The sequence below is a fragment of the Polyangium mundeleinium genome (assembly GCF_028369105.1).
In the GTDB taxonomy this organism is placed as follows: Bacteria; Myxococcota_A; Polyangia; order Polyangiales; family Polyangiaceae; genus Polyangium; species Polyangium mundeleinium.
Genome location: NZ_JAQNDO010000001.1, coordinates 2087544 through 2112277, shown reverse-complemented (window position 1 = coordinate 2112277; position 24734 = coordinate 2087544). Strand labels below are relative to the sequence as shown.

13 protein-coding genes are annotated in these 24734 nt (G+C 69.9%); 7 read left to right on the top strand and 6 right to left on the bottom strand.

Features of this window, described 5'->3' with window-relative positions; translation table 11 throughout:
* Positions 1-70: 70 nt before the first annotated feature.
* Both POL67_RS08510 and POL67_RS08505 read left to right on the top strand, forming a co-directional pair.
* Positions 71-598: an RNA polymerase sigma factor gene (locus POL67_RS08510; protein ID WP_271916611.1), complete on the top strand. Its 528-nt coding sequence runs from the start codon at positions 71-73 to the stop codon at positions 596-598.
* Positions 595-2619: a YfbK domain-containing protein gene (locus POL67_RS08505; protein ID WP_271916609.1), complete on the top strand. Its 2025-nt coding sequence runs from the start codon at positions 595-597 to the stop codon at positions 2617-2619. Before POL67_RS08510 ends, POL67_RS08505 begins: the two co-directional genes overlap by 4 nt.
* A 20-nt stretch (positions 2620-2639) precedes the next feature.
* Here the strand turns inward: POL67_RS08505 and POL67_RS08500 are convergent, their stop codons facing one another.
* From POL67_RS08500 to POL67_RS08480, 5 genes are read right to left on the bottom strand one after another with little or no spacing between them, the layout of a single operon-like run.
* Complete coding sequence (locus tag POL67_RS08500) at positions 2640-4358, bottom strand: ABC transporter permease (RefSeq protein ID WP_271916608.1); 1719 nt, start codon at positions 4356-4358, stop codon at positions 2640-2642.
* Positions 4355-5596 carry an ABC transporter ATP-binding protein gene (locus POL67_RS08495; protein WP_271916607.1) on the bottom strand — a complete coding sequence of 414 codons (1242 nt, stop codon included), beginning with the start codon at positions 5594-5596 and terminating at the stop codon, positions 4355-4357. The genes POL67_RS08500 and POL67_RS08495 overlap by 4 nt, the downstream gene beginning before the upstream one ends.
* Positions 5593-7695, bottom strand: coding sequence for a hypothetical protein (locus POL67_RS08490; RefSeq protein WP_271916606.1), 2103 nt, complete (start codon positions 7693-7695; stop codon positions 5593-5595). Before POL67_RS08490 ends, POL67_RS08495 begins: the two co-directional genes overlap by 4 nt.
* Complete coding sequence (locus POL67_RS08485; RefSeq protein WP_271916605.1) at positions 7692-8717, bottom strand: AAA family ATPase; 1026 nt, start codon at positions 8715-8717, stop codon at positions 7692-7694. Before POL67_RS08485 ends, POL67_RS08490 begins: the two co-directional genes overlap by 4 nt.
* Before the next feature lie 30 nt (positions 8718-8747).
* Positions 8748-10604, bottom strand: coding sequence for a hypothetical protein (locus tag POL67_RS08480; RefSeq protein ID WP_271916604.1), 1857 nt, complete (start codon positions 10602-10604; stop codon positions 8748-8750).
* Between the two features lie 121 nt (positions 10605-10725).
* Here POL67_RS08480 and POL67_RS08475 point away from each other — a divergent pair, with 121 nt between their 5' ends.
* From POL67_RS08475 to POL67_RS08460, 4 genes are all read left to right on the top strand, one after another.
* Positions 10726-14178: a hypothetical protein gene (locus POL67_RS08475; protein ID WP_271916603.1), complete on the top strand. Its 3453-nt coding sequence runs from the start codon at positions 10726-10728 to the stop codon at positions 14176-14178.
* Position 14179: 1 nt separating this feature from the next.
* Entirely contained in the window at positions 14180-14632 is a 453-nt protein-coding gene (locus tag POL67_RS08470) for a hypothetical protein (RefSeq protein ID WP_271916601.1), read from the top strand.
* Between the two features lie 511 nt (positions 14633-15143).
* Complete coding sequence (locus POL67_RS08465) at positions 15144-16376, top strand: AAA family ATPase (protein ID WP_271916600.1); 1233 nt, start codon at positions 15144-15146, stop codon at positions 16374-16376.
* Positions 16373-17116, top strand: a complete 744-nt coding sequence (locus POL67_RS08460; RefSeq protein ID WP_271916599.1) for a GNAT family protein — start codon at positions 16373-16375, stop codon at positions 17114-17116. Before POL67_RS08465 ends, POL67_RS08460 begins: the two co-directional genes overlap by 4 nt.
* Before the next feature lie 53 nt (positions 17117-17169).
* On the opposite strand, the gene POL67_RS08455 is transcribed toward POL67_RS08460, so the two are convergent.
* Entirely contained in the window at positions 17170-18222 is a 1053-nt protein-coding gene (locus POL67_RS08455) for an AgmX/PglI C-terminal domain-containing protein (RefSeq protein ID WP_271916598.1), read from the bottom strand.
* Positions 18223-19065: 843 nt separating this feature from the next.
* On the opposite strand from POL67_RS08455, the gene POL67_RS08450 reads away from it, so the two are divergent.
* Positions 19066-24678: an AAA family ATPase gene (locus POL67_RS08450; protein ID WP_271916596.1), complete on the top strand. Its 5613-nt coding sequence runs from the start codon at positions 19066-19068 to the stop codon at positions 24676-24678.
* The last annotated feature ends 56 nt before the right edge of the window (positions 24679-24734 follow it).

Genomic DNA, 24734 nt, shown 5'->3' with positions numbered 1-24734 from the left:
CGTTCCTTTTTTCTCTAAGAAACCTCCCGCCCCCCCGTTCTTCGAGCGAACGACACGCTCTTTCGCGCCCATGCCGAGCGAACCGACGAGCCACTGGGTCCTTCTCGCGCTCTCGCGCTACGAAGCCCCTTTGCTCCGTTACGCCTCGGCCATCGTGGGATCCGCTCAGGCGGCCGACGTGGTGCAGGACACGTTCCTGCGCTTGTGCAACCAGGACCGGGCGGCGGTGGAGCCGCACCTCCGGGCCTGGCTCTTCACGGTCTGCCGGAACCGGGCCCTCGATGTGCGGCGCGACAAACGACACGTCGAGCCCGTGGCGGAGATGGACGAGGTCATGCCGAACAATCTACCCGGGCCCGCGGAGGCCCTCGAGCGCCGGGAGGCGATGCGCCGCGTCCTCGGCGCGCTCGATACCCTGCCGGAGCGGCAACGCGAGGCGGTCCTGCTCAAATTCAGCGGCGACCTGAGCTACCAGGAAATCGCGGAGGTGCTCGGGACGAGCGTCTCGAACGTGGGGTTTCTGTTGCATACGGCGCTGCGCGCGCTGCGCGAGCAGGTCGAGAAGAAGGACCGCGAAGCCGAAAGGAGGAACCGATGACGCTCTCGAAAGACGATCCGCGCCTGCTCTCGTACGTGCTCGGCGAGCTCGACGAGGCGGCATCACGCGAAATCGAGGCGGCCGTCGACGGCGATCTGGAGATCCGCGCGGAGATCGACGCCCTGCGCATGACGGCGGACATGCTCCGCGAAGGCCTCGCAGAGCGCGCGCCGAAGGAGCTTCCGGCGGAGCAACGAAAGGCGCTGGAGGAGGCTACGCGCGAGAAGGAAACCCCCAAGGTGGCTTCGCTCCGAAGGCGGCTCCTGCGCCCGGTGTTGCTCGCAGCGGCGGCCGTCGCGCTCGTGTCCATTCCGGTCGGGGTGATGGTCGCGCGCCGCAATGCCCAGCTCGCGGCCGAGCAAGCGAGGAAAGACTTTGCGGCGTTCGAGGCGCAGCAGAAGCAGAACGAGAAGGGCCAGAAAAAGACGACGGCCCCGCGCCCGAAGGACGACACGAAGATCGACGATGCGACGCGGCGAGAGGCCCTGAAAATGCTCCAGGAGGAGCGGGCGCATCAGGGCAGCGGGGTCCCTTCGCAAATCCCGAAGCCCCGCAGGTTGACCGCGCGCTCGAAGCCGAGCGCCGACGAGAACCCGTTCGTCTACACGACGAGCATCGCACGCTCGACGTTCCCGCTCGACGTGGACACGGCCTCGTATTCGCTCGTCGAGCGGTACATCCAGGAGGCCGGGCGGCGGCCGCCGAAGGACGTGGTGCGCGTCGACGAGCTCGTCAATGCGTTCGCCTACGAAGACCCGCCCCCGATCGGAGACGCGCCGCTCGCCGCCCGGGCCGAGGTCGGCGCGGCGCCGTGGAACCATTCGCACAGGCTCGTGCGCCTCGCGCTGAAAACAGCGCCGCTCGATCCGTCGGTCCGCCCCCAGGCAAACCTCGTCTTCGTGATCGACAAATCCTCCGACTTCACCTATGAGCCGGACAAACTGCTGCTGCTCCAGGCCGCCCTGCGCAGGCTGGTGTCGCGGCTCGACGCGCAAGATCGGCTGACGCTCGTCGAATACGGAGGCAGCTCGCAGGAGCCTTACCTGCCGTCGACGCCGGGCAACGACAAACCCCGGATCCTCACCGCCATCGACAACTTCAAGCCGGGCGCGACCGTGGACACGAGCGCTTCCATCGAGCGAGCCTTCCAGGAGGCGCAGGCGCATTTCGTCGCAGGCGGCGTGAACCGGGTCTTCCTGGCGACGGACGACCATTTCACGGCGGAGGACCCGAGCCGGCTCGCGGCGTCGATCCGGGAAAAATCGGCGACGGGCATTTCCCTGACGACGCTGGGCTTCGGTCGGATGGATGTCCCGGCCGTCGAAACCTTGAAGCGCCTGGCCGCGGAGGGGAAAGGCCATTTCGCGCAGATCGCGAGCCCGGACGACGCGCGCAAGGAGCTGGTCGACGAGGCGATGGGGGCGCGCACGCCGATCGCGAGGGACGTGCGGGTCGAGGTCGATTTCGATCCGTCGCACGTGCGGTCGTTCCGGCTGATCGGCAACGAGGATCGGACGGGCCCGGAGCGCGAATTTCTGGATGCCTGGAAAGGCCCGGTCGATCTTTATGCCGGGCAGGCGGTGACGGCGCTTTACGAGATCGAACCCAGGCTCCGCACCTCGGGGAGCTCCGACATGCCGCCCCCGCCGTACCTCCTCACGCTGCGGGTCCGTTACAAGGATGCCTCGGGACAAACGAGCCGCGAGATCGAGGTGCCGCTCATCGACGAATGGTATCAGCAAGAGGTGCGCACGGATCTCCAGTTCGCCGCGGCCGTGGCGGCGTTCGGCCTGCTCCTGCGGGATTCGCCCTACAAGGGAAACGTGACGCTCGCGGATGTCGTGACGATGGCCAAGAAAAACCTCGGCGCGGATCCCGGCGGGCACAGAGCCCGCTTCGTGAACCTGCTCGAACTCGTCGAGTTCACGCCCGAGACAGTGGCCAAGCCACCCCCCAGGAAGCCGCCGCCCCGCAAGCGGTCGCTGTGCCAGCCCGGAGATTCGCTTTGCAGTGAGCTTTGACCCGGCCGGCGCGCCCTCGCTCAGCCCGCAGGCTCGGGCTCGGGCGCGACCGCAGGCGCGTCGGCCGCCGGGGGCGCTGCCGTCGCTGCCGCCGCTTCCTCCATCGCCCGCACCGCCGCGGCGTCCTCCTCGGCGAGGATCCGATCACTCTCGCCGAGCGCGACCTCGTGCGCCGCGATGACGCGCCTCACGCGTCCTCGCGCGAGCGTGAGGAACAGGATCCCGAGCAGACCCCACACCACCGAGGCCGCCACCGAAGCCACGACGAGCAGCTCCTCGCCGGTCGAGTCCAGCGCGCCGACCGCGACGAAGGCGTAGATCGGCGACGGCGCGGCCACGATGAGCGCGCCTCGGCCCGAGGCCGACGCGAAGAGGCCCGCGATCGCCGCGACGATCCACGGCCCCACGGTGACGAGGAAATGCACCGCGAGGAGCAAGACACGCGAGAGCAGTGTCGTGCTGAGCCGCGCCCGCAGGAGCGCGCCGAGCCCCACGGAGAACAGATAAAACGAGGCCGCGTAGAGCGCGACGACGAGGATCTGCTGGATCTTCTGCACGGCGTCGACGTCGTCCATCACGGCCACGATCCCAGCCGCGACCGGCATCAAGAATGCGACCGCGGCCCCGCCGAGCTGCATCATCGACGTGCCGATGATGCCCGGCCCGAGCAGCCGCGCGAACGGGCTCACGCCCTGCCGATCCCAGTGGAGCCGCACGCGCCGCGAGGGCCCGAGCGAGTCACCGAGGAAGATGTAGACCGAGATCATCAGGAACACGAGAAGCATGCAGATGCCCGCGATCGAGACCTCCAGGCGATCGTGCGCGGGGACGGCGGCGACGGGCGCGGCCGAGCAGAGCGCGAACACCGGCGCGGCCACGAGGAACCAGCGCTTGAGGCCCGTCGAGCGATCGTCCGTGATGCTCGTGAGGTTCGCGACCGTGACCTCGTAGAGGAACCACGCCGGCAAACCCGTCGCGACGATCGGCAGGACGATCAAGCAGAGGACGTACGTGAGATCAAAGGGCGCGCGCGCGTACGCCGTCGGCAGCCAGACGGGCGGGCCGTCCGGCACGCCGGGCCAGGCGTGGTGCGCGGGAACCGAGAGGCCCACGCCGAACCAGCCGTAGACGTTGAGCGAGGCGATCACCGCGCAGATCAACGTGACCACGAGCGCGGCGCGCAGGCTGTTCATCTTCGAGCTGACCGCGAGCCCGAAAGCCACCGCGAGCGCCGCGATGAGGAACAGGAACCCGAACGCGACGATCGTCTCCGTCGCGGTGACACCGCCGAAGAGGAACGGCAGCGCGCCGACGGGCGCGAGCATCACCACGTACATGCTGATCGACGTGTACGCGGCGAGGAATTTTCCGCGCGCGATCACCGCGGGGCGGAGACCCGTGAGGATCACGGCTTCCCACGTGCGGCCCTCGCGCTCCGAGGCGATCGCGTTCGCCGCGACCGCGGGTCCAACGAACGTGACCACGAAATACGCGAGCGAGAAGAAGACCTGGAAGAGGACGTAGCCCGTGGTCGCGGGGCTCTCGTTGATCGAGACGAGGCCGCCGATCGAGGCGATCGCCAGCGTGGCCAGGATCGAGAGCACGCAGAGGATGATCGGCGTGCGGACGAGCCGCGCGGACTGGCGCAGCTCGCGGATCCAGATCGGGTTCGGATCGTCCTTCAGGCGATGCAGGAGCGAGGTGCCCGCGGCCCTTGCCGTTCCGGTCTGCGCGCTCATTGGACGTCTCCGCGCGTGACTTCGAGGAAGATGCGCTCGAGCTCGTTCCTCTCCGGCTCCACGCCCACGATGCCGATGTTGCGGTGCACGAGGTGGGTCACCATCTCCGCGATCTTCGTCTCCGTGCCCGTGTAGCCGACGTGCACGAGGCCGCCCATGACCTGGACCTCGACGATCCCAGGCCCGCCGCGCAGGAAGTACGCAGCCGCCTCGGGGTTGCCGAGGACGCGCAGCTTCACCCGACGGACGCTCGGCGCTTGCGGGATCGGCTGCGGCGGTTGCGGCTGCGGCGGGGCCGCGCTCGCGCTCGGATCGGTCGCGGGCACGGCGGCGCCGGCAACGGGCGCAGGTGGCACCACGCCCGCGGCCTGGGGCGAAGCCGGCGCGGCTTGCGCGGCTTGTGCGGGCACGAGCGCGCGCACGCCCGGCGGCACGTACCGCGGCGGCGGCGCATGACCGTGGGCCTCGGCTGCGCGGATCGCTTCGAGCCGCGCCGAGATCTCGTGGATCGGCCCTGCGACGACGAGACGGCCGCGTTCAAGGATGCCGATCGAGGTGCACACGTCGCTCAGCTCCGTGAGGATGTGCGACGAGAGGAAGATCGTCTTCCCGAGGCCACGCAGCTCCAGCAAGAGATCACGGATCTCGATGCGGGCGCGTGGATCGAGATCACTCGCCGGTTCGTCGAGGATGAGCACCTTCGGGTCGTGCAGGAGGATGCGCGCGAGCTGAAGCCGCTGCTTCATGCCCTTCGACATCTCGGCGACGAGCCGATCCTGCAGCTTGCCGAGGTCCGTCAGTTCGAGGACCGCGTCGACCACGCTGATCGAGGGCACGCGAAACGAGTCCGCGAAGAACTCCAGGTACTCGCGCACCGTGATGCGATCGTAGACGCCGGCGTGATCGGGCATGTAGCCGATCACCTTGCGCACGGCGTCGGGGTCGAGCGTGACGTCGATCCCGTCGATCTCCACGCGCCCGGCCATCGGTTCGAGCAGCGTCGCCATCACGCGGATCGTCGTGGTCTTTCCCGCGCCGTTCGGCCCGATGAAGCCGAAGATCTCGCCCGGGCCGACATCGAAGGTCACGTCGCGCAGAACGTCGCGGTTCGCGAAGCGGTGCCAGAGGTGGCGCACGCGGATCGTCGGTGGCGCCGACGTAATGAGCGCAGGCGGCTCCGGGGCCGCGGTGGCGGGCGAGCGCTCCCAGGTCTCGGGCGTCGCGACGGGCTCGCTCACGGCCGACCTCCGTATCCGACGATCCGCACGAGCAGCCGATCCCGTTCGAGCTTGAGGCCCGCGTCCGACGTCTTGCCCTCGCCGCCGTCGAGCTGACCGAGCAGCACCGGCACGTCCTCGGGGAACCAGTCGACGAGCCCGCCCGAGCTCTGCTCGACGGCGAGCCACGCCTCGGCGAGGCCGGGCGCATCGGGCTCGATGAGCGGGCGCACGAAGACCGCGCTGAGCGGATGCAGATCGAGCGTCCCCGCGCGCCGCGTGCCGCTCACCTGCCGGATCCAGGTCGTCCCCGCGGACACCGTCTTCAAGTCCTTGCCCGCGCTCGCGAGCACCCGCTCGCCGTCCTTGATCATCGGGAAATACCGCGGCTGGAGGCCCGGCAGGACGAGGAGCGCCGCCCGCAAATCGTGGCCGCTCCGGTTCGTCACGGCCGTGTCCTTCTCGCCCTCGTGCACGATCGAGATCCCCTCGCCGACGTCGGCGAACCCGTCCTCGCGCACGACCACGGTTTGCCAGGGCAAGATCGCGAGATCCACGAGGCGCGCGCCGTCGCGATCGACGAGCATGTGATCGTCGATCGTCGCGGGCGCAGCCACGACCGCGGTCGTCACCACGCTCGAACCGTCGCTCGTGCGAACCGTGAGATCCTTCGATCGCGGCGTGAAGAAGCCACGCCACCGCCGCGCCGTGCCCTTCGTCATGCCCGCGCCCGCCTCGACGAGCGTGAGGTGGCGCGACCGCCCCGTGAGGCCCTTCGCGAAGAGGCCGATGAGCACCACGGCGAAGAACGCGATCGCCGAGAGGATCGGCAGCCACACGAGCGCGCGCAGAGGTTTGCCCTTGTTCGCGTGCATCGTGAAGTTCACCGGCCCGGCGGCGACCGCGTAGGCGATGAGCAGGATCGCGGCGACCGCGATCCCCCAGCGCGAGCTCTCGTTCGGATCGAGCTCCTGCCGCACACGATCGAGGTCCACGGTGCCGGGCGAGCCGCCCTGCCGGTAGACGATCGAGCTCTTCCGGTCGAAGGCCCTGCGCGTCAGATCGAGGACACGCGCCTGCACCCAGGGGTCGTCCACGGCGGGCTTGCGCGTCGGATCAAAGCCGAGCAGGTGAACCTCGCCGAGCCCGTACGTCGCGGAGGCCCCGTAGCGGCTGCCGTGCAGGTTGCCCCCGGAGAAACCGACGAGCGTCTTGCTGACCTCCTCGGCCGGCGTCTCGGCGAACGGGATCGACTTCGTGGCGTTCGAGGGTGGCGCGGGCAACACGAGCTCCCGGAGCGTCTCGGAGTGCGGCGACGTCTGCGTGATCTCGCCGCCGACGAACGCGGCGAGGATGGAGCTCCGGAGATCCTCGGGGCGCGCGAGCGCCACGGCGAGCGTGCCGCCGGCGAGGACGTAGCCGCTCAGCGCTTCGAGCTCGGCCGCGCCGATCTTCACGAGCGTGTCCGAGCGCAGGAGCACGGCCGATGCGGGCGCATACAGCGCGGCGCGATCGGGCAGGATCGGATCACCCGTCGCCGGATCGAAGCGCGGCGCGCCCACCTTGAGCTGCGGCCCCGTCCCGTACGCGCCGTACCCGCCCCACGGCGAGAAGAGCGGCGAGATCGCGGCGTCGTGCAGCGCGCCTTTCAGCCGCGAGGTCTCGCTCACGTCGAGCAGGAAGAGCTCCTGCATGTTCGTCACGGCCGTCGTGTGGCTGCCAAGCACCACGCCCGCGTCGTCCCGCGCGATGACGCTCGTCTCGCCGTACACGCTGCCGTGTGTCGGCAGCCGGACGACCACGCTCGTCCCCGCGCCGACGACGAACGGCGCCGTCGCGCGGAAGCGCATATGGTCCGAGTGCAGCCGGCTCAGGACCTCGACCTCGCCCCGCAGCGGCTTGGCCTCGTTGTTCTGGAGCCGCACGATGAACCCGCTCCAGCCCGCGGGTGTCGGTGAGGTCGTGCCGAGGATCGGCGCGACCTCGAAGGACACGCTCGCGCGCCCCGGCGGCGGCACCTCCGCGATGGAGGTGGCGGCGAGGACGGGTGCAGGCTCGGCGTGCGTCGCGAGCGGCGCGAGCGCGAGGATCGGGACCAGCGAGAGCGCGCGGAGCCTCATCGACGGATCGCCTGCTCCACGTTCTCCGGACGGGCGGGCACGCTCTCGATGAGCGCGTCGACCACCTGATCGGTCGTCACCCCGTCGGCCTCGCCCTCGAACGATCGGATCAGGCGGTGGCGCAACACAGGCTTCGCGACCCGCTGCACGTCGCCGAACGAGACGTGCGCGCGGCCTTCGAGCACGCTCACGGCCTTGGCCGCCAGCACGAGCGACTGCCCGCCGCGCACGCCCGCGCCGTAGCGGATCGCGCGCTTCACGAGGTCGGGCGCACCTTGTGTCGCCGGATCACTCGCGCGGACGAGGCGCGAGGCGAAGCGCATGATCGGCTCGGCCACGGCCACGTCGCGGCACGCCGAGCGGATCGCCAGCACCTCGTCTCGATCGAGCACGCGCGGCGGCGCGTCCTTCGGTTGCCCCGTCGTGCGGGTGAGGATCTCGGTCATCTCGTCCTCGGTCGGGCTCGGCACGATCACTTTGAGCAGAAACCGATCGAGCTGCGCCTCGGGCAGCGGGTACGTCCCTTCCATCTCGATCGGGTTCTCCGTGGCGAGCACGAAGAACGGCTCTTCCATCGCGTGCCGCACGCCGGCGATCGTGCACGCGTGCTCCTGCATCGCTTCGAGCAGCGAGCTCTGCGTCTTCGGCGTGGCGCGGTTGATCTCGTCCGCGAGCACCACCTGACCGAAGATCGGCCCCTTGTGCAGGGCGAAGTGCCGCGAGCCGTCGGCCGAGGTCACGAGGATGTTCGTGCCCGTCACGTCGCTCGGCATGAGGTCGGGCGTGAACTGGATGCGCGAAAATTTCAGGTCGAGGCAGCTCGCGATCGTGCGCACGAGCAGCGTCTTGCCGAGCCCCGGCGCGCCTTCGAGCAGCACGTGCCCGCCGGCCACGAGACCCCAGAGCGCCTGCTCCACGACCTCGCCCTGGCCCACGATCACCTGACCGATCGCGTCCTTGAGGCGCGCGCTCGCCTCGCGGGCCCGATCGAGCCTCTTCTGAAAGTCGCCCGTCGTCGTCATGCGGAGGCGCAGCGTAGCCGCGCCTGGCGGTCATTTGGGCTGGAAATAGCGCCCGACCTGCTCGCGGTACTCCTCGGGCACGTCGCTCCGCTCGATCGCCCCGAGCTCCCCCGCCGCCGCTTGCCCGAGCGCGCCCGTCCCCTGGATGTTCGCCGTGTCACCCGCGCGCCCCGAAGTCCGTCCCATGACGAGCCCCGGCATCGGCTTGCCCTTGTTGATCGGGCCGGTCGCGCGGGATTTGACGCCGGGACCGTCGACCACGCCGGTCTGGCCCTTGTGGTCGCCCGGACCGCCGCCCTCGCTGTGACCGGCGTACGGCTGCCCCTCGTCCTTGCCGCCGGGGCCGGGGGTCCCGTTGTTCCCCCCCGGCTTCTGGCCGGCCTTGTTCCCTTGCCCGGGCTTGTTCCCGCCGCCCTGTCCGGGCACGGGCATCGGCATCGGCGCGCCGAGCTGCCCTTCGGCCTCGCCGATGCCCTTTTGCGCGTCCTCGAGCCGCTTCTGCCGCTCGCCCTCCTCGCTGCCCTCGGGCTCGGGCTCGGCCATCTTCTTCAGCTCCTCGGCGAGCCGCTTCTGGCCCTCCTCGGATCCGAGCTCCTCGGCGAGATCTTCGAGCTGCTCCTTGCTCGGCCCCTCGCCCGGCGCCTCCTCGCCGCTCATCTCCGCGGCGCGCTTCTTCATGTTCTCGGCGAGCCGCTTGCGCTCCTCGGGCGTCAGCTTCCCGAGCGCCTCTTCGAGCTTCTCCGCGAGCTTCTGCTGCTCCTTGCCGCCGCCCTTGCCGCTGTCGAGATCCTTCAGCGCTTCCTTCGCGTCCTCGGACAGGCCTTCGCCGATCGCCTTGCCGAGCTCCTTCAGCTTCTCGTTCTTCTTGGCCATCTCTTCGAGGCGCTTCTTCTGCTCCTCGAGCGCCTTGGCCACGTCCGGCGCGTTTTGCTTGCGGGCGGCCTCGGCGGCCTCTTCGAGTGTCTTCTTCGCGCGCTCGCGGTCCTCTTTTTCGAGCTTGTTCGCGAGGTTCTCCATCGCGTCGTCGAACGAGACGAGATCCCTGTCGCCGAGCGCCTTGGCCGCGTCCTTGAGGTCGGGGTTCTCCGCGAGCTTGCCGAGCGCGCTCTCCAGCCCCTGGCGCTGCTCGCCCTCGCCGAGCGAGAGCCGCTCGGCCGTGATCGCGTCCTTGAGCTTGCCGATCTCGGCCTGCGCCTCGCGCTTCTCCATGCCGTCGCGCAGTTTTTCGCGGAGCTTCTTCGCGTCCTCGGCGATCTTGTCGAGCCGCTTGCGCTGGGCGTCGTCGCGCGCGTTCGCGTTCGCGAGGTCGATGATCTTGTCGAGCCCCTTGATGTCCGCGAGCTTGACCTGCTCGGCGCCGGGCGGCGGCGGAGGCGGCGGCGGGAGCGCGGGCAGCGGCAGCAGGCTCATGTAGCCGATCGCCGCGAGGCCGAGCGGGATCGCGAGGTGGTAGGCCCGAACGAACCGCGGACGCGCGTCCTTGGGGTTCGCCTTTTCGAGCACGGTCGTGGCCTGCGAGAGCACCACCGCGCGCGCCGGATCGTCGCGTTCGTCCTCGCGATCGAGCTCGATCGCCGTGGAGATCGACTCCTTGCCGCCGAGGCGTCCATCCAGGAACAGCGCGACCTCCTCGTCGCGCCAGCGCTTGCGGCGGGCCACCATCGCGCCAACCGCCGCGCCGAGCGCGCCGCCCGCGGCCATCCACGGCCGGAGCGCGCCGTGCCGCGTTTGCCACGCCGCCGCGGTCGCGCCCGCGCCGATCACGAGCCCGAGCGCGGCGCCCGAGAGCATCCGTTCGAGCGCCAAGCGCCGCCGCACACGACCGGCGAAGCTCCGGAAAGCGTCGCGGAAGGGGCGATCCGTGGGGGAAGGCGGGCGCTTGCTCATGGCAGCTTACTTTCTACCTTTTGCCCGGCCGCGACGCCACGGCGGCGAGGGTTCGGCGCTCCGTCCCTCGCCGACCCCGTGGTAGGCTTGGCGCGCTCGCCCCGCGGCGCGCCAGATTTCCATGGAGACGACCCTCGGCTTCCCCACTCCTCCGGACGCCCACGTCGAGCACGGTGTGGCGCTCTTCGGCCCGAGCGAGTTCGAAGGCGGCGCGCTCGCCGCGGGCCGCCCCTTCCAGGAAGCGCTGCCCTTCGGCGGGCGCGCCGAGATCCTCGCGGCGCTCGTCGACTTCGCCAGCGCCCGCGGCCCGGCGCGCGTCGCCGTGCTCCCCGGGCGCACGGGCACGGGCAAGACGAGCCTGCTCTCCGCGCTCGCCGACGCCCTCGCTGCGCAGCGGATCGGCACCATGCTGCGCTTCGCGACCGACGTCGCCGTCGCCGGCGCGCCCCCCACCACGCGCCTGCCGCCCGGCCCGTGCCTCCTCGTGATCGACGACGCGGGCCGCAAAGCCGCGCCCGCCACGCTCCTTCCCATGGCGCTCGATCGCCGCGACGTCCGCTTCATCCTGACGACGCGCCCCGCAGGCCTGCCGCGCCTCTCGGCGCTCTTCGCGCAGGTCGGGCTCTCGTCGGACGTGGTGCGCGTGCTCCCCGAGCTTGGCGCGCTCTCGCCGAGCGAAGCCGAGGCGGCCGCGCGGCACGTGCTCGGTGAAGAGGCGGAGGCGCATGGGGCGCGCCTCGCCGAGCTCGCCGAGGGACATCCGTTCGTGATCGCGCTGGCCGGCCGCCTCATGCAAGAAGGCGCCATCCATCCAGTCGCGCTCGGCAAGGGCGAGCTCGCGGCGTGCGCGTTCGATCGGGGCCATGAGCTCTTGCTCCTTCGCTCCGCCGCCGCGGGCGACCCCAAGCTCCTCGCTGGCGTCCTCGCGCTCGTCGCGCTCCTCGCGCCCGTGCGCACCTCGGACGAGCGCTTCCTCCAGGGCGCGGGCGATCTGCTCGGCTGCCGCCGCCGTGATCTCGTGTCGGCGCTCCGCGCGCTCGAAGCCGCGGGCGTCGTCGAGCGTGGCCCGCATGGCGCGCGTGTCGTCCCGGGCGCCCTCTCGGACCACGCGCTCCACCGCGTGCTCGTCGGCCCCTCCGCCACGGGCGGGCTCACGGGCTCGCTCGACGAGCGCGTGCGTGCGCTCGAAGCGCGCTTCGGCGCCCAGGCCATCGTCCCGCTCATCCGCAACGCCGGCGAACTCGACGGCCCCTCCACGCCGGAGGGCGCGTCCGGCGAGATCGTCGCCTCGCTCTTCCGCCACGTGCGCGAGAGCGTCGAAGCAGCCTCTGCGGCGGATCGATGCCGCCTGCTCGCCAGCCTGCGCGAGCTCTCCTCGGATCACCCGGCCGCGATGCTCGACCTCGCCTCGACGGTCCTCCGTTCTCCTGCGCTCACCGAGGCCACGCGGGGCCCGGGCGCCCTCTTCTCCGCCGCGTCCGTCCTCTACGAGCTGCCCGCGATCCTGCGCCGCGTGGGCCTGCACCTCGCGCACCTGCCGCGCGCCGCCGACCTCCTCTGGCAGCTCGGCCGCGACGATCTCCGCCTCCAGAGCCCGCACCCCGACCACCCCATGCGTGTCCTGCGCGAGCTCGCGTCGCGCTCGTCCGCGCGCCCTGCGGGGGTCCACGAGGCCCTGCTCGAAGCCGTCGATCGGTGGCTCCTCGCGAACGACGCGCACGAGCACAAGCACTCGCCGCTCGACGTGATCGACACCTTCCTCTCCGAGGGCGCCGTCGACGCCGGCCCCTCCGACGAGCGCCGCCGCGCCCTGCGAACGCAGGCCCTCGCCGCGCTCGCGGGCTGCGCGCGATCGCCGAAACGACGCGCCGCGCTCTCGGGCGTCAGCGGCCTCGAACGGGTCCTCTCCGACGGCTCCGGGGGTTCCCTCGGCGATCGGATGGAGCCTGGATGGCGCGACGAGGAGCGGCTCGACATCCTCACGATGCTCGGCGCCGCCGCGAACACCTCCACCGATCCGCTCGTCCATTTTGCGGTCGCCGACGCGCTCCGGCGCGCGGCCCGGCGCGCGAGCTCCTCCGAGGTGCGCGCGGCGGCCGAGACGGCCCTTGGCACCGTCCCGACCTCGGCCGAGCGCAGGCTCTACGAGGCCCTCACGCAACGCTCACCCGCGCAGCGCGGCATGATCGACCTGCCGGCGAGCGAGATCCCGGGCTCGGGCGAGGTCGATCGCGGGGGCGTCGAGCGACGCTCGGCCGACGCGTGTCGCGCGGTCGTCGACGAGATGCTCGCCGAGGGCCACCCGCCTGCGCAGACGGCCGAATGGCTCGGCGCGGCGCTCGAAGCCCTCGCGCTCGCGGGCAAGTCCGGCTCCCCGCGCCTCCTCCTGCACGTCCTCTCCCGCATGCATCCGGCGGCGGCCGCGGCGATCTGCGAGGCCGTCATGGGCGCGCCCGAGAGCCCGCTCGGCCCGCACGTCGCCTCCTTGTTGCATGCACTCCGCGAGGCCGCGCCCGATCGCGCCGAGGCCCTCGTCGACACCATCGTCACGGGCGGCAACCCCACGCTCTGCGCCTCGCTCGCGCAGGTCTTCCATCGCTGGGTCGAAAAGCCCCTGCCCGGCGATCGCGAAGCGCTCCGCCACCTCCTCGGACACCGCGACGGCTTCGTCCGCCGCGCGGCGCTCGGGGCGCTCCGCACCCTCGCCAAATCCTCCCCGCGCGACGCGGTCGAGCTCGCCGTCGGCGTCGACCTCTCCGAGGGCCCCGAGGTCGCCGAGGCCCTCTTCGGCGCCCTCGACGCGGGCGGCCTCTTCTCCGAAGGCGCGCTCTCCGAGGAGGAAATCATCCTCTTCCTCACGCGCCTCGGCGCGGCGCGTAGCCTCGACGGCCACTCCACGATGCGATTCCTCCACCACGCGGGCAAACGCCTGCCGGAGGACGTCGCGGGCCTCTTCATCGAGCGCATCGCGCGCGCCGCGTCCGGGGCCGTCGCAGGGGCGGAGGAGTACGAGCCGCTCCCGCCGGAGGGCCTCTCGGCCATCCTCGCCGGCCTCACGCGCTCGCCGGAGTGGCTCTCGCTCCTGCGCCGCGTCCGCCACCTCGCGCGGGCCCGCATTGGCTGGGTCCGTTTCCACGCCGCGCGCCTCTTCCACGACGCCTCGCGCTCGTTCGCCTTGCCGACGGTCGAAGTCCTCTCCGAGTGGGTGCAGGACGGCGGCGAGAGCGAGCTCGAAGCGATCTCCGCGCTCCTCGAAGAGGCGCCGCCCACCTTCCTCTTCGCGCACCTCGAGCTCGTCGCCACGCTCCTCCGGCGGGCGCACGCGACCGGCGAGGGCTGCTTCGAGCGTGTCCGGAGCGCGCTCTTCTCGGTCGTCACGGGCCAGGCGCGGCCTCGCTCGGGCGCCCGGGCGGATCGCAGCGAGACGCTCCTGCGCTCGCAGGCCCGCGAGGCCGCGGCCCGATTGCCCTCGAAATCACCCGAGCAAAAATTCTTCGAATCGGTCGCCAAGCACGCGGAGGCGCTCCTCGCCGAGGAGGACGCGGGCCAGGACGACGAGCTCTTCGACCTCTGACATGCGCTCCCTGCCCTTTTTCCTGGCCGCCCTCGTGCTCCCCTCGATCGCCTGGGCCGAACCCCCCGCGGCGCCGCCGCCTCCGCCGGCCCCCTTCTGGACGGGCCCCCGCATTGCGGCGGCGCTCGTCATGACCACGGGCGCCTCTGCGATCGTGGCCGGCGCAGTGTATGCGTCTCGCTCGGACGAGGCGAATGCGGCGACGAAGCAGCATTGCCTCACGTCGGATCCGGACAAATGTGACGCCGAGGGGTATGCGCTCCGCGAGAAAGCGACGACCGACGGGCGGGTCGCGACCACGGCGCTCGGCGTGGGCGCGGCGGGGGTCTTTCTTGGATTGGTGCTCGGGTGGATCAATCCCGAAGCGCACCCGAGCCCGGCGCCAGCGAAGGTCACCGTGGTGCCGGTCGTGAGCGGGGCGATGCAGGGGCTCGTGGTGATGGGGCGGTTCTAGCGTCGCGTCGCGCTCCCGGCGGACGATGGCGTGCTCCCGGCGCGCGTCGTCATGCTCCCGGAGGACGACGGCGTGCTCCCGGCGGACGTCTTCATGCTCCCGGCGGACGTCTTCATGCTCTCGGCGGACGTCTTCATGCTCCCGGAGGACGACGGCGTGCTCCCCGCGGACGTCGTCATGCTCCCCGGCGGACGACGGCGTGCTCCCCGCGGACGTCGTCATGCTCCCCGGAGGACGACGGCGTGCTCCCCGCGGATGTCGTCATGCTCCGGGAGGACGTCGTCATGCTCCCCGCGGACGTCGTCATGCTCCCCGGAGGACGACGGCGTGCTCCCCGCGGATGTCGTCATGCTCCGGGAGGACGTCGTCATGCTCCCCGGAGGACGACGGCGTGCTCCCTTCTGCGAGCAAGGAGGTGGGCTCATGGGGCAGAGGGGTGCGCTTGCGTGGGCGACGGGGCGGCCGGCTTTGGCCCTATGCATCCGGGGTGGGCGACGGTAAGAAGACCCGCATGGTGCGGCTCACGCGGCTCCGGATCGACCGATTCCGCAACGTCAAGCCCGGGACGGATCTCCGCTTCGGCCCCACGTTCAACGTCCTGCTCGGGAAAAACGCGACGGGCAAGTCGACGCTGCTCGATGTGATCGCCGCGGTCACGAATGATGACCTGTCGGGATTCGCGAAGGAGGATGCGGGGTTCGATCTGACGTGGTGGCTGGAGGAGGGCGATACACAGCTCGAGATGCGGGCGATTCGTACTCCAGCCAAACCCAGGGGCCTCGCACCGCTATTCGGCGAGGAGGCAGAGTTCGACGATGCCTGGACGATGACTGTTCGTGACGCGGGCACTACGATCGGATGCGCCGAGGTCACCGGCACGCGAGTAACCTGGACGCCTGCGAAGGGGTCCGCGAAGACTTTCGAGGGGAGGGCGGGGGGCCGGGCGGGTATGCGGGTGCTCGTCGCCATGTTGAGCATTCCCGACATAATCGACAGCCTCCCCTCCCAAGTTTGGGATGTCATTTTTGAAACATTCAACGTCTGGGGACGTGTTGACCGGCTCGATGAGGCTGTCGCTACTTTGGATGTCATCACGCAAGCTTCCTTCAAAGTGCACGGGCCCCGGATTGAATTCGGCGAATGGCTACCCAAAGGCTTCGTGAACATTGCATCACACAAGCCCAAATCGCCTGAACCGCTGTGCATTCCCTTCGATGAGCTCGGCGTGCTTTCGCGGATTCCAACCGCGCTCGGCTTCGCTTCCGCCGAGCTATACCTGCGAATGCTCCAGCAATCGCAGGCTGGGACGATCTATCAGGGCTTCGATTGCCTGTTCCGCCGTGCAGACGGCTCTCAGGTTTCCCACCAGCTCCTGAGCTTCGGTCAGAAGCGGCTCTTCTGCTTCCTGTGGTACCTCGCCGTCCGGCAGGATCTCCCGCTCGTCATCGACGAACTCCTCAACGGCCTGCACCACGAATGGATCGAGCTCTGCTTCGACCGCATGCAAGACCGCCAGAGCTTCCTCGCGACGCAACACCCTTTCCTCCTCGACCACATCCCCATCGAATCCGCCGAAGCCGTCCGCACCACCTTCATCCGGTGCACCACGGCCCTCGGCCCCGACGGGCGCGAGCAGATGGTCTGGCGCAATTTCAACGAGGAGGAAGCCGAGCGCTTCTACGTCGCCTACCAGACCGGCATCCAGCACGTCAGCGAGGTGCTCCGCACCGAGGGCCTCTGGTGAGGCCGCGCTTCTCCATCGCGCTGCTCTCGGAGGATTCGAGCGAGCCTACATGGCGTGGCCTCCGGGCCATTGTTCAGAAGTTGCTGAACCGGTTCGAGGAGAATGGGTACACGCCCCGCGTCGAGCTCGTCCCCGTCGATGACGACATCCGGCCCGTCCTGATCGCGAATCAATGGCGGAGCACGAAGGCCAAAGACGAGCGTAAAAAGCGAGACCTCTGGCATTACATCGCCCGGAAAATCGCCGAGCCCGGCGGCTTCGTCGTCTTCCACTATGACGGCGACACGGACACGACGTGGTCCCGCAGAGCCGAGGCGAAGACCCCTGCGCAGTTTGATCGCGAGGTCCGCACGCGTGTCGCGCAGGTCCTCGCCGGGAAACACTCGCCCGACGAAATCGCGCAGAAGCTCGAACGCATCATCGAGTGCGTGCCGTTCTACAGCACCGAGGCATGGACCTACCAGGCCACGGAGCGGGCCATCGCCCTGTGCCGGGAGAAACACCGCTGCGCCGACGCCACGACCTTCGAAGCCTGGGGCGCGGACCGCACGAAGCTCGATGATGTGCCCAAACCCAAGGAAAAGACCTGCCTCGGCGGCGAGCACAACGAGGTGCTCGGCAAATCCGTCGCCGTGTGGGACGTGGTCCAAACGGGCGGCTCGATGATGTGGTTCGTCTGGAACCTGCATGCGTGCCGGGCTCTCGAAGACGCGCTCGCCCTCCCCAGCTCCGGCCCCTGAACGATCACGCTCGCCCTGGGCGGGAAGCACGCGTTCGACGGGCCTTTGCCCGCTCAGCTTCCCGGAGAGAATTGGATGGGATACACCACGGTCACGATCCCCCCCTCCGGCGCAGGAAAAACGAGCTTCTCGAACGCCCCGACGACGCACGCGACGACCTTTTCGTCTGGCAGCAGCGGCTCCGATCTCTCGGTCGCGAACTCCGCGGTTGGGTCCGGGACCGCACCGGCTTTCGTCACGCGACCGTCCTTTCCGATCACGAAACGCACACCGATGCGCCCTTCCAGGTTGGGATTCCGCTTCAACCCCTCCTCGTAGCAGGCCCGGAATGTGCCGAAGTTGCTCCGAGCGATGCGCTGGATCTCCCCCGGTGGGAGACGGCCGGATACCTGGAGGCTTCCGAGCCGAATGGCAGGAGGGAGCTGATCGATAGGCCCGGTGCCACGGGACCGAAAGCTCACCAAGACCTCCGCTGCCCCACCACCAGCGGCGGGAGCTGCCTTCTGCACGTCGACGATCGCCCCGAGAGCGCGCGCGGCCTCGCTGAAAAGCACGTCCGCATCCGCGGTCAACCACAGGCCTGCTGGACAGGGACGCGGAGCCTGCTGGCAAGCCCCGACGAGCGCGCTGCCGAGCTCGCGGGCCGCCGACGTCCCACGCTCGACCGTCCGATGCACGACTTTTTCGAGCTGCTCGCGGCCCGCGCCGGAGGCGGGCGGCACGACCGCGAAGACCGTGAGCTCGAGCTCCGTCGGGCCGATGTGCAGCGCGCTCTGCCGGCGCGAGGGAACTCTGCTTTCGGGCGCCGGGAGCGGCGTGCCGGGAGGCAGCGGAAGGGGCGTCCGCAACTTCAGCCACCCCGAGCCGGTCGACACCCATGCCACTGGGCAGCCTGCAAACGCGCTCGTCATGATGGCGCTGGCCGCGGCCGTGAAGGGGACGTCGGGCTCGACCTCGAAGACGCATTCGCCGGAAGCAAGCCGGTCGATTCCGGGCTTGCGAAGCTCGCGCAGCGCCTCGAAGAGGGGATCGATCTTCTGGAGCCGGTCTCGAAGGAGCGCGGGGTCCCAAGGTACGGCCGCATCGTCGACGCGAATTTCCTTCAAGGCGACGCGAATGCGCGGACCATCGACCTGAACCTCGGCGACAGGGGGCGGCGGTGCCGCAGCGGTGGCGGGGGAGGGAGACACCACCTCCTGTCGCGCCTGCGGCGGTGCTTGCGGCGGTGCTTGCGGCGGTGCTTGCGTGCAACTGACGACCAAGGCAGCACATGCGAGCGCCGCGAACCGCTGTGGATGCGAGGCTCGCCGGCTCGAGCAGCGGACGCCGTTCATGACCGTTGTGATCTTCATCTGCGAGCCTCGCAGGGTTCCTCAGGAGCCGCTGGGTGGCAAGGAGAGATGAGGGCTTTCGGGGCGCGAGGCCCATCGCGCCTCGAACGTGCCCATTTGCATCGAGCCCCGGACGCGCCACACGCGGACCTTCGGTGTCCCCGGGACTGCGCCAAGCAATGACCTCGCCCATGCAAATCCAGAAGCTGCAATGGACCCCTGCGGACGGACGCGCTCCCCGCACCATCACGGTCACCATCCGCCCCCCGTCGCCACAAGGAGACATGTACGCCGCCGAAATCGATATCGCCGGCTTCGAGTTGCTCATATCTCGCCGAGATCGAGCGGGAGAGCGGTTCGCTTCCCCTTGTAAGCATCGATGTCGCGACTCTCCGACGTCACGCTATAAGCACCTGGCAGGACGACCGGGGCGGGCTTCCCCTCCCGCTCCCGCGCCCGCCTCCGCTCCCGCGGTCCGTCACCGAGAGCCGTGCGACCCGATCTTCTCCGGTGATGGTGATGTCTATCGGCTGGCGTTCCCCGAACTTGCTCACCCTTCGGCATATAAGTAGCTTGTCATATGCGCCGCCTTGCACGGGCGAGTGAGCAAGGTCTTCAATGGTCGTCGGGAGAGGCTACGCGCTCCGGGAGAAGATCGAGGAAAGCGCCGATTTTAGCCTGTACCGCGCGTACCGCGAGGGCGACGGCGTCCCGGTTTTGCTGAAAATCCTCCGCGCGGAAGGATCGACGCGCGCCGAGGTCGCGCGCTTCAAGCACCAGTACGAGCGCATCGCGCGCATCGCCTCGCCCCGCCTCGTCGCGCTGCGCGGCGTCGAGGAGCTCGCGGGCTCCTTGATCGTCGTCCTCGAGGACTTCCCGGGCCGCGATCTCGCGCGGATCCTCGCCGCGCGTCCGTCACGCAGAATGCCCGTCGTCGATGCGCTCGATCTCGCGGCCGCGCTCGCCGAAGGCCTCGCCGTGGTGCACGCGGCGGGGCTCGTCCACCGCGACCTGCGCCCGCAAAACGTGCTCGTCGGCGCGCACGGCGCGGTCAAGATCAAGAACTTCGGCGTCGACGCCGAGATCACCCGCGCGCACGAGCGGCTCTACGAGCCGGCGGTGATCGCCGACGTGCTGCCCTACATCTCCCCCGAGCAGACCGGCCGCATGAACCGCGGCGTCGACTACCGGACCGACCTTTATGCGCTCGGCGTCATCCTTTACCAGATGCTCACGGGTCAGCGCCCCTTCGAGGTCCTGGACCCGATGGAGCTCATCCACGCGCACCTCGCCCTCGCGCCCGCGCCGCCGTCCCGCGTCGATCCGACGATCCCCGAGGCCGTCTCCGACGTCGTGCTCAAGCTGCTCGCGAAAAACGCCGAGGACCGCTACCAGAGCGCCGAGGGCCTGCTCGCCGACCTCGAGCGCTGCCGTGAGGCCCTGCGCGGCACGGGGACGATCGAGCCCTTCGTCGTGGGCCAGCGCGATCGTCAGGACCTCTTCCGGATCCACCAGAAGCTCTACGGCCGCGAGCATGACATCGAGGCGCTCACCGCCGCGTTCGAGCGCGCGCTCGCGGGGAGCCGCGAGATCGTCCTCGTCTCCGGCTACTCGGGCATCGGCAAATCCTCGCTCGTTCACGAGATCCTGAAGCCGCTCGCGCGGCAGAAGGGCTATTTCACGAGCGGCAAATACGACCAGTACAACCGCGACACGCCCTACAGCGCGGTGATCCAGGCGTTCGACGGCCTCGTGCGGCAGATCCTCACCGAGAGCGAGGCGCGGAGCGAGGCGTGGCGGCGGTTGCTCCTCGACGTGCTCGGCCCGAACGGGCAGGTGATCTGCGACGTCATCCCCTCGTTATCCCACGTGCTCGGCGCGCAGCCGCCCGTCCCCGAGCTCGGGCCCGTCGAGGCGCAGAACCGCCTGAACCGGTGCTTCTTGCTCTTCGTCTCGGTGTTCGCGCGGCACGCGCACCCGCTCGTCCTGTTCCTCGACGATCTGCAGTGGATCGACCCCGCGAGCCTCGGGCTGCTCCGGGCGCTCCTCGCCGACGACTCGCTCGAGGCGCTCTTCTTCTGCGGCGCTTACCGCGACAACGAGGTCTCGCCCGGGCACCCGTTCGTCCTGGCCATCGAGGAGCTCGAGCACGCCGGGCTCGTCGTGCGCGACATCGTCCTCGCCCCGCTCGCGCGCCCGCACCTGCTCGAGATGCTCTCGGACAGCCTCAAGCGCGACGACTGCGGGCCGTTCGCCGATGCGGTGCTGAAGAAGACCGGCGGCAACCCGTTCTTCGTCAAGGAGTTCGTCCGGTCGCTGCACGACCACGGCGTGCTCACGTTCGCAGCCGGGTCGGGATGGCGCTGGGACCTCGCCAAGATCGATGCGCTCGCGTACACGGACAACGTCGTCGACCTCATGGTGCGCACCATCGCGCGGCTACCCGCGACGACCCAGGCGGCCCTGAAGCTCGCCGCGGCGATCGGCAACCGGTTCGAGCTCGACGTGCTCGCCACGGTGAGCGAGTGCTCGCCGGAAGACGCGTACGGTCGCCTCGATCCCGCCGTCAGCGAGGGGCTCGTGATCGCCCGCCGCGAGGGCTACCGCTTCGCTCATGACAAGGTCCAGGAGGGCGCCTATGCGATGATCCCGGAGGCGGACCGGCCCGCCTTCCACCTCCGGATCGGCCGGCTGCTCGCGGGCAAGCTGGACCTCTCCGAGAACCAGAACCTCTTCGACGTCGTCGGCCACCTGAACAACGCGGGCGACCTCGTGTCGGACCCCGCGGAGCGCCTGCGCATCGCCCGCATGAGCCTCGAGGCCGCCTGCCGCGCCGAGGACGCGGCCGCCTTCGGCGCCGCCCTGCGCTACCTGAAGCTCGGCCTCCTGCGCCTTCCCGAGGATGCCTGGACGTCGCAGTACCCGCTCCGCCTCGAGTACGCGAAGAAGACCGGCCTCATGCTCTCGCTCTGCGGCCGGCACGACGACGCCCTCGCGGTCCTCTCCGACAGCCTGGAGCGGACCGCGAGCCGGCTCGATCGCACCGAGGTGCTGCGGCTCAAGATGAACGTGCAGGTGCTCAAGAACGACCTGCCCGCCGCGCTCGCGGAGGGACTCGCGGCCCTGCGCCCGTTCGGGCTCGACCTGCCCCCGTTCCCCGACGAATCCATGGTCAACGCCCAAGTCCAGGCGACGATGGATCTCGTCCGGGAAAAGACGCTCGATGCGCTCCCAGGCCTGCCGCCGCTCGTGGACCCGGAGATCCGCGCCATGCAGGACGTGCTCCAGGAGCTCTTTGCTCCCGGCTGGTTCTTGAGCCCCAACAACCTCACCATCATGGTCGCGAAGATCCTCGAGAACACGCTGCGCCACGGCCTGTCGAAGCACGCGATCTACGGCTGCATCACCTTCGGGACGTCCCTCTGCGCCCGCGGCGACGTCGAGCTCGGCTACCGCTTTGGCCGCGCTGCCATCGACCTTTCGGAGCGCCACCCGGACAAGAAATCCGAGGCGATGCTCCGGCACTTGTGGGGCGGCCACGTACAGCACTGGAGAGAGGGCTACCCCGCCTGCCAGAAGTCGCTGCTCGCGGGGATGCACGCCGGGCTCGAGACGGGCCAGTACATCTGGGCGTTCTACAACACAGTCAACGCCATCACGAACAGCCTCCTGCGCGGCCTGCCGCTCTCCGACCTCCTCGCCGAGGCGCAGAGTTACCAGCCGATATGCAAGCTCGACGAGTTCGACACCATCACCTGGATAGTCGACGCGATCGGACAGTTGGCGCACCAGCTCTCGGTCGAGACCGCGCGCCCGGCCAAGCTCAAGGGCGCATGGGTCGACATCGACGAGGTGATCGAGGAGTCCCGCCGGATGGACAACCTGGTCTCGACTTCCCTCGCGCAGTTCTACGTCGTGCTCCTCGGCGTCTTCCAGGGCGCGTTCGAGGAAGCGGCGCGCACCGCGCTCTCGCTGAACATCGAGATCCCGACCGTGGTGTCCTGGCAGGGCGCCGCTGCGTTCCATGTCTACGCCGGCGTCGCGCTCACGCAGGCGGCGGACGTGGTCTCCCCCGACGAGCGCGTGCTCTTCCTCGCCCGCGCGGAGATCTTCGCTAAAAAACTCTCGCGCTGGGCGGACCTCTGCCCGGAGAACCTGGCGCACCGCAGCGCCCTGCTCGACGCCGAGCTCGCGCGCGTCCGCGGCGACGCGCACGCCGCGTGGGAGCGCTACGACGAGGCGATCGCCCTCGCGCAGCGCGGCGGCTACCTCCACGACGAGGCGCTCGCCAACGAGCTCGCCGGCCTGTCCTTCCGCGCTCTCGGCAAGACCACCGTCGCCTGCGCCTACCTGACCAAGGCGCACCGGGCGTACGGCCGCTGGGGCGCGACCGAGGCGATGCGGCGCCTCGAACGCGCGTACCCCGACCTCGTCCCCAGCGAGATCCTTCGCGGCGCGATGGGCCCGGAGGCCGCTGCGCCCGCCAGCACCGCGCTCGACCTCGGCTCGGTGCTCAAGGCCTCCCAGGCCATCTCGGGCGAGATCGTCCTCGAGCGCCTGCTCGACGCGCTCATGCGCATCCTGGTCGAGAATGCCGGCGCGCGGCGCGGCGTCCTGCTGCTGCTGCGTGACGGACGGCTCGTCGTCGAGGCCGAGCACCGCATCGGCGAGGCGGCCGTCCACGTGCTTGGCGCGGCGCCCCTCGAGGACCGCAAGGACCTGCCGGCCAGCGTCGTCACGTACGTGGCGCGGACGCGCGAGACCGTCCTGCTCGACGACCTCGCGATCGACGGGCCGTTCGGGCGCGATCCCTGCTTCGCCGGCGGTGCGCCGTGCTCCTCGCTCGCCGCGCCCCTCGTCTACAAGGGCCGCCTCGCCGGCGTGATCTATCTCGACAACGACCTCACCCGCTCTGCTTTCACCCCCGATCGCGTCGAGGTGATCCGGCATCTCTCGGCCCAGGCGGCCAACTCCATCGAGAATGCGCGCCTCTATGCGGATTTGCAGCAGGAGAACGCGGAGCGACGGCGCGCCGAGGAGGTGCTCCGCCATTCCTACTCGCTCCTCGAGGCCACGCTCGAATCGACGGCGGACGGCATCCTCGTCGTCGACGACGAGCAGCGCGTCGTGCGTCAGAATCACAGGTTCGCGGCGATGTGGCGCATCCCGGACGAGATCCTCTCCACCGGGTCGGACGACACGTTCCGTACGTTCGTCTGCGACCAGCTCCTCGATCCCGAGACGTTCCTGCAAAGGATCCGCGCTCTCTATGCCTCGCCCGAGAAGTCCAGCTTCGATGTCATCCCGTTCGCGGACGGGCGCATCTTCGAGCGTTATTCGCAGCCCCAGCGCCTCGGCGGGCGCGTGGTCGGGCGGGTCTGGAGCTTCCGCGACATCACCGCGCGCGTGCGCGCCGAGCAGCAGCGCGATCAGCTCCTCCTGGACGAGCGGCGCGCGCGCACGGCAGCGGAGGAGGCCGTGCAGCTACGGGACGAGTTCCTTTCGATCGCCTCGCACGAGCTCCGCACCCCGCTCACCAGCCTGCAGCTCGCCATTCAATCGCTGGGGCAAAGGCTCGCGCGGGGCATGGACGTCGAGCGCGTGCGATCCGCGGTCGCCCTCTCTGACCGCCAGGTCAAGCGCCTCGCCGACCTCATCGATATGCTCCTCGACGTTTCCCGGATCCAGGCGGGGAGGCTCGAGCTGTACCCAGCGCCCGTCGAGCTGCGCGCGCTCGTCGACGAGGTCGTCGCCCACCTCGGCGATCAGATCGCGCGGTCAGGCAGCGCGATTGCCGTGCGCGCGGAGCAGCCGGTCATCGGCCGGTGGGACCCGCACCGCCTGGAGCAGGTCGTGACCAACCTCCTCACCAACGCGATCAAGTTCGGGGAACGCCAGCCGATCGACATCACCATCACCGGAGAAGATCGGGTCGCACGGCTCTCGGTGACGGACCGCGGGATCGGGATCCCGGCCGAGGTGCAGGCGCAGCTCTTCGAACGATTTCGACGCGGCGTCTCGTCGCAGCATTACGGGGGGCTCGGGCTCGGCCTCTACATCACGCGCACCATCGTCGAGGCGCACGGCGGCCGAATTCGTGTGTCGAGCGAGATCGGCCGGGGCTCGACCTTCTGCGTCGAGCTGCCGCTCTCGACCGAGAGCGAAGGGGCGTTGCCCCTTCACCCCACAAGGGCTTCCGCCCTTGACCCGACCCGGGGCATTGCCCCTTGAACAAACATGCGACGATTGCCGAGCACGACATCGCTCATCCCTGGCAGCCGCCACCC

Bases quoted from the DNA above. Each gene is read 5' to 3' on its own strand.
- POL67_RS08510 (WP_271916611.1), top strand. From the start codon at position 71: ATGCCGAGCGAACCGACGAGCCACTGGGTCCTTCTCGCGCTCTCGCGC.
- POL67_RS08505 (WP_271916609.1), top strand. From the start codon at position 595: ATGACGCTCTCGAAAGACGATCCGCGCCTGCTCTCGTACGTGCTCGGC.
- POL67_RS08500 (WP_271916608.1), bottom strand. From the start codon at position 4,358: ATGAGCGCGCAGACCGGAACGGCAAGGGCCGCGGGCACCTCGCTCCTG.
- POL67_RS08490 (WP_271916606.1), bottom strand. From the start codon at position 7,695: ATGAGGCTCCGCGCGCTCTCGCTGGTCCCGATCCTCGCGCTCGCGCCG.
- POL67_RS08485 (WP_271916605.1), bottom strand. From the start codon at position 8,717: ATGACGACGACGGGCGACTTTCAGAAGAGGCTCGATCGGGCCCGCGAG.
- POL67_RS08480 (WP_271916604.1), bottom strand. From the start codon at position 10,604: ATGAGCAAGCGCCCGCCTTCCCCCACGGATCGCCCCTTCCGCGACGCT.
- POL67_RS08475 (WP_271916603.1), top strand. From the start codon at position 10,726: ATGGAGACGACCCTCGGCTTCCCCACTCCTCCGGACGCCCACGTCGAG.
- POL67_RS08470 (WP_271916601.1), top strand. From the start codon at position 14,180: ATGCGCTCCCTGCCCTTTTTCCTGGCCGCCCTCGTGCTCCCCTCGATC.
- POL67_RS08465 (WP_271916600.1), top strand. From the start codon at position 15,144: ATGGTGCGGCTCACGCGGCTCCGGATCGACCGATTCCGCAACGTCAAG.
- POL67_RS08450 (WP_271916596.1), top strand. From the start codon at position 19,066: ATGGTCGTCGGGAGAGGCTACGCGCTCCGGGAGAAGATCGAGGAAAGC.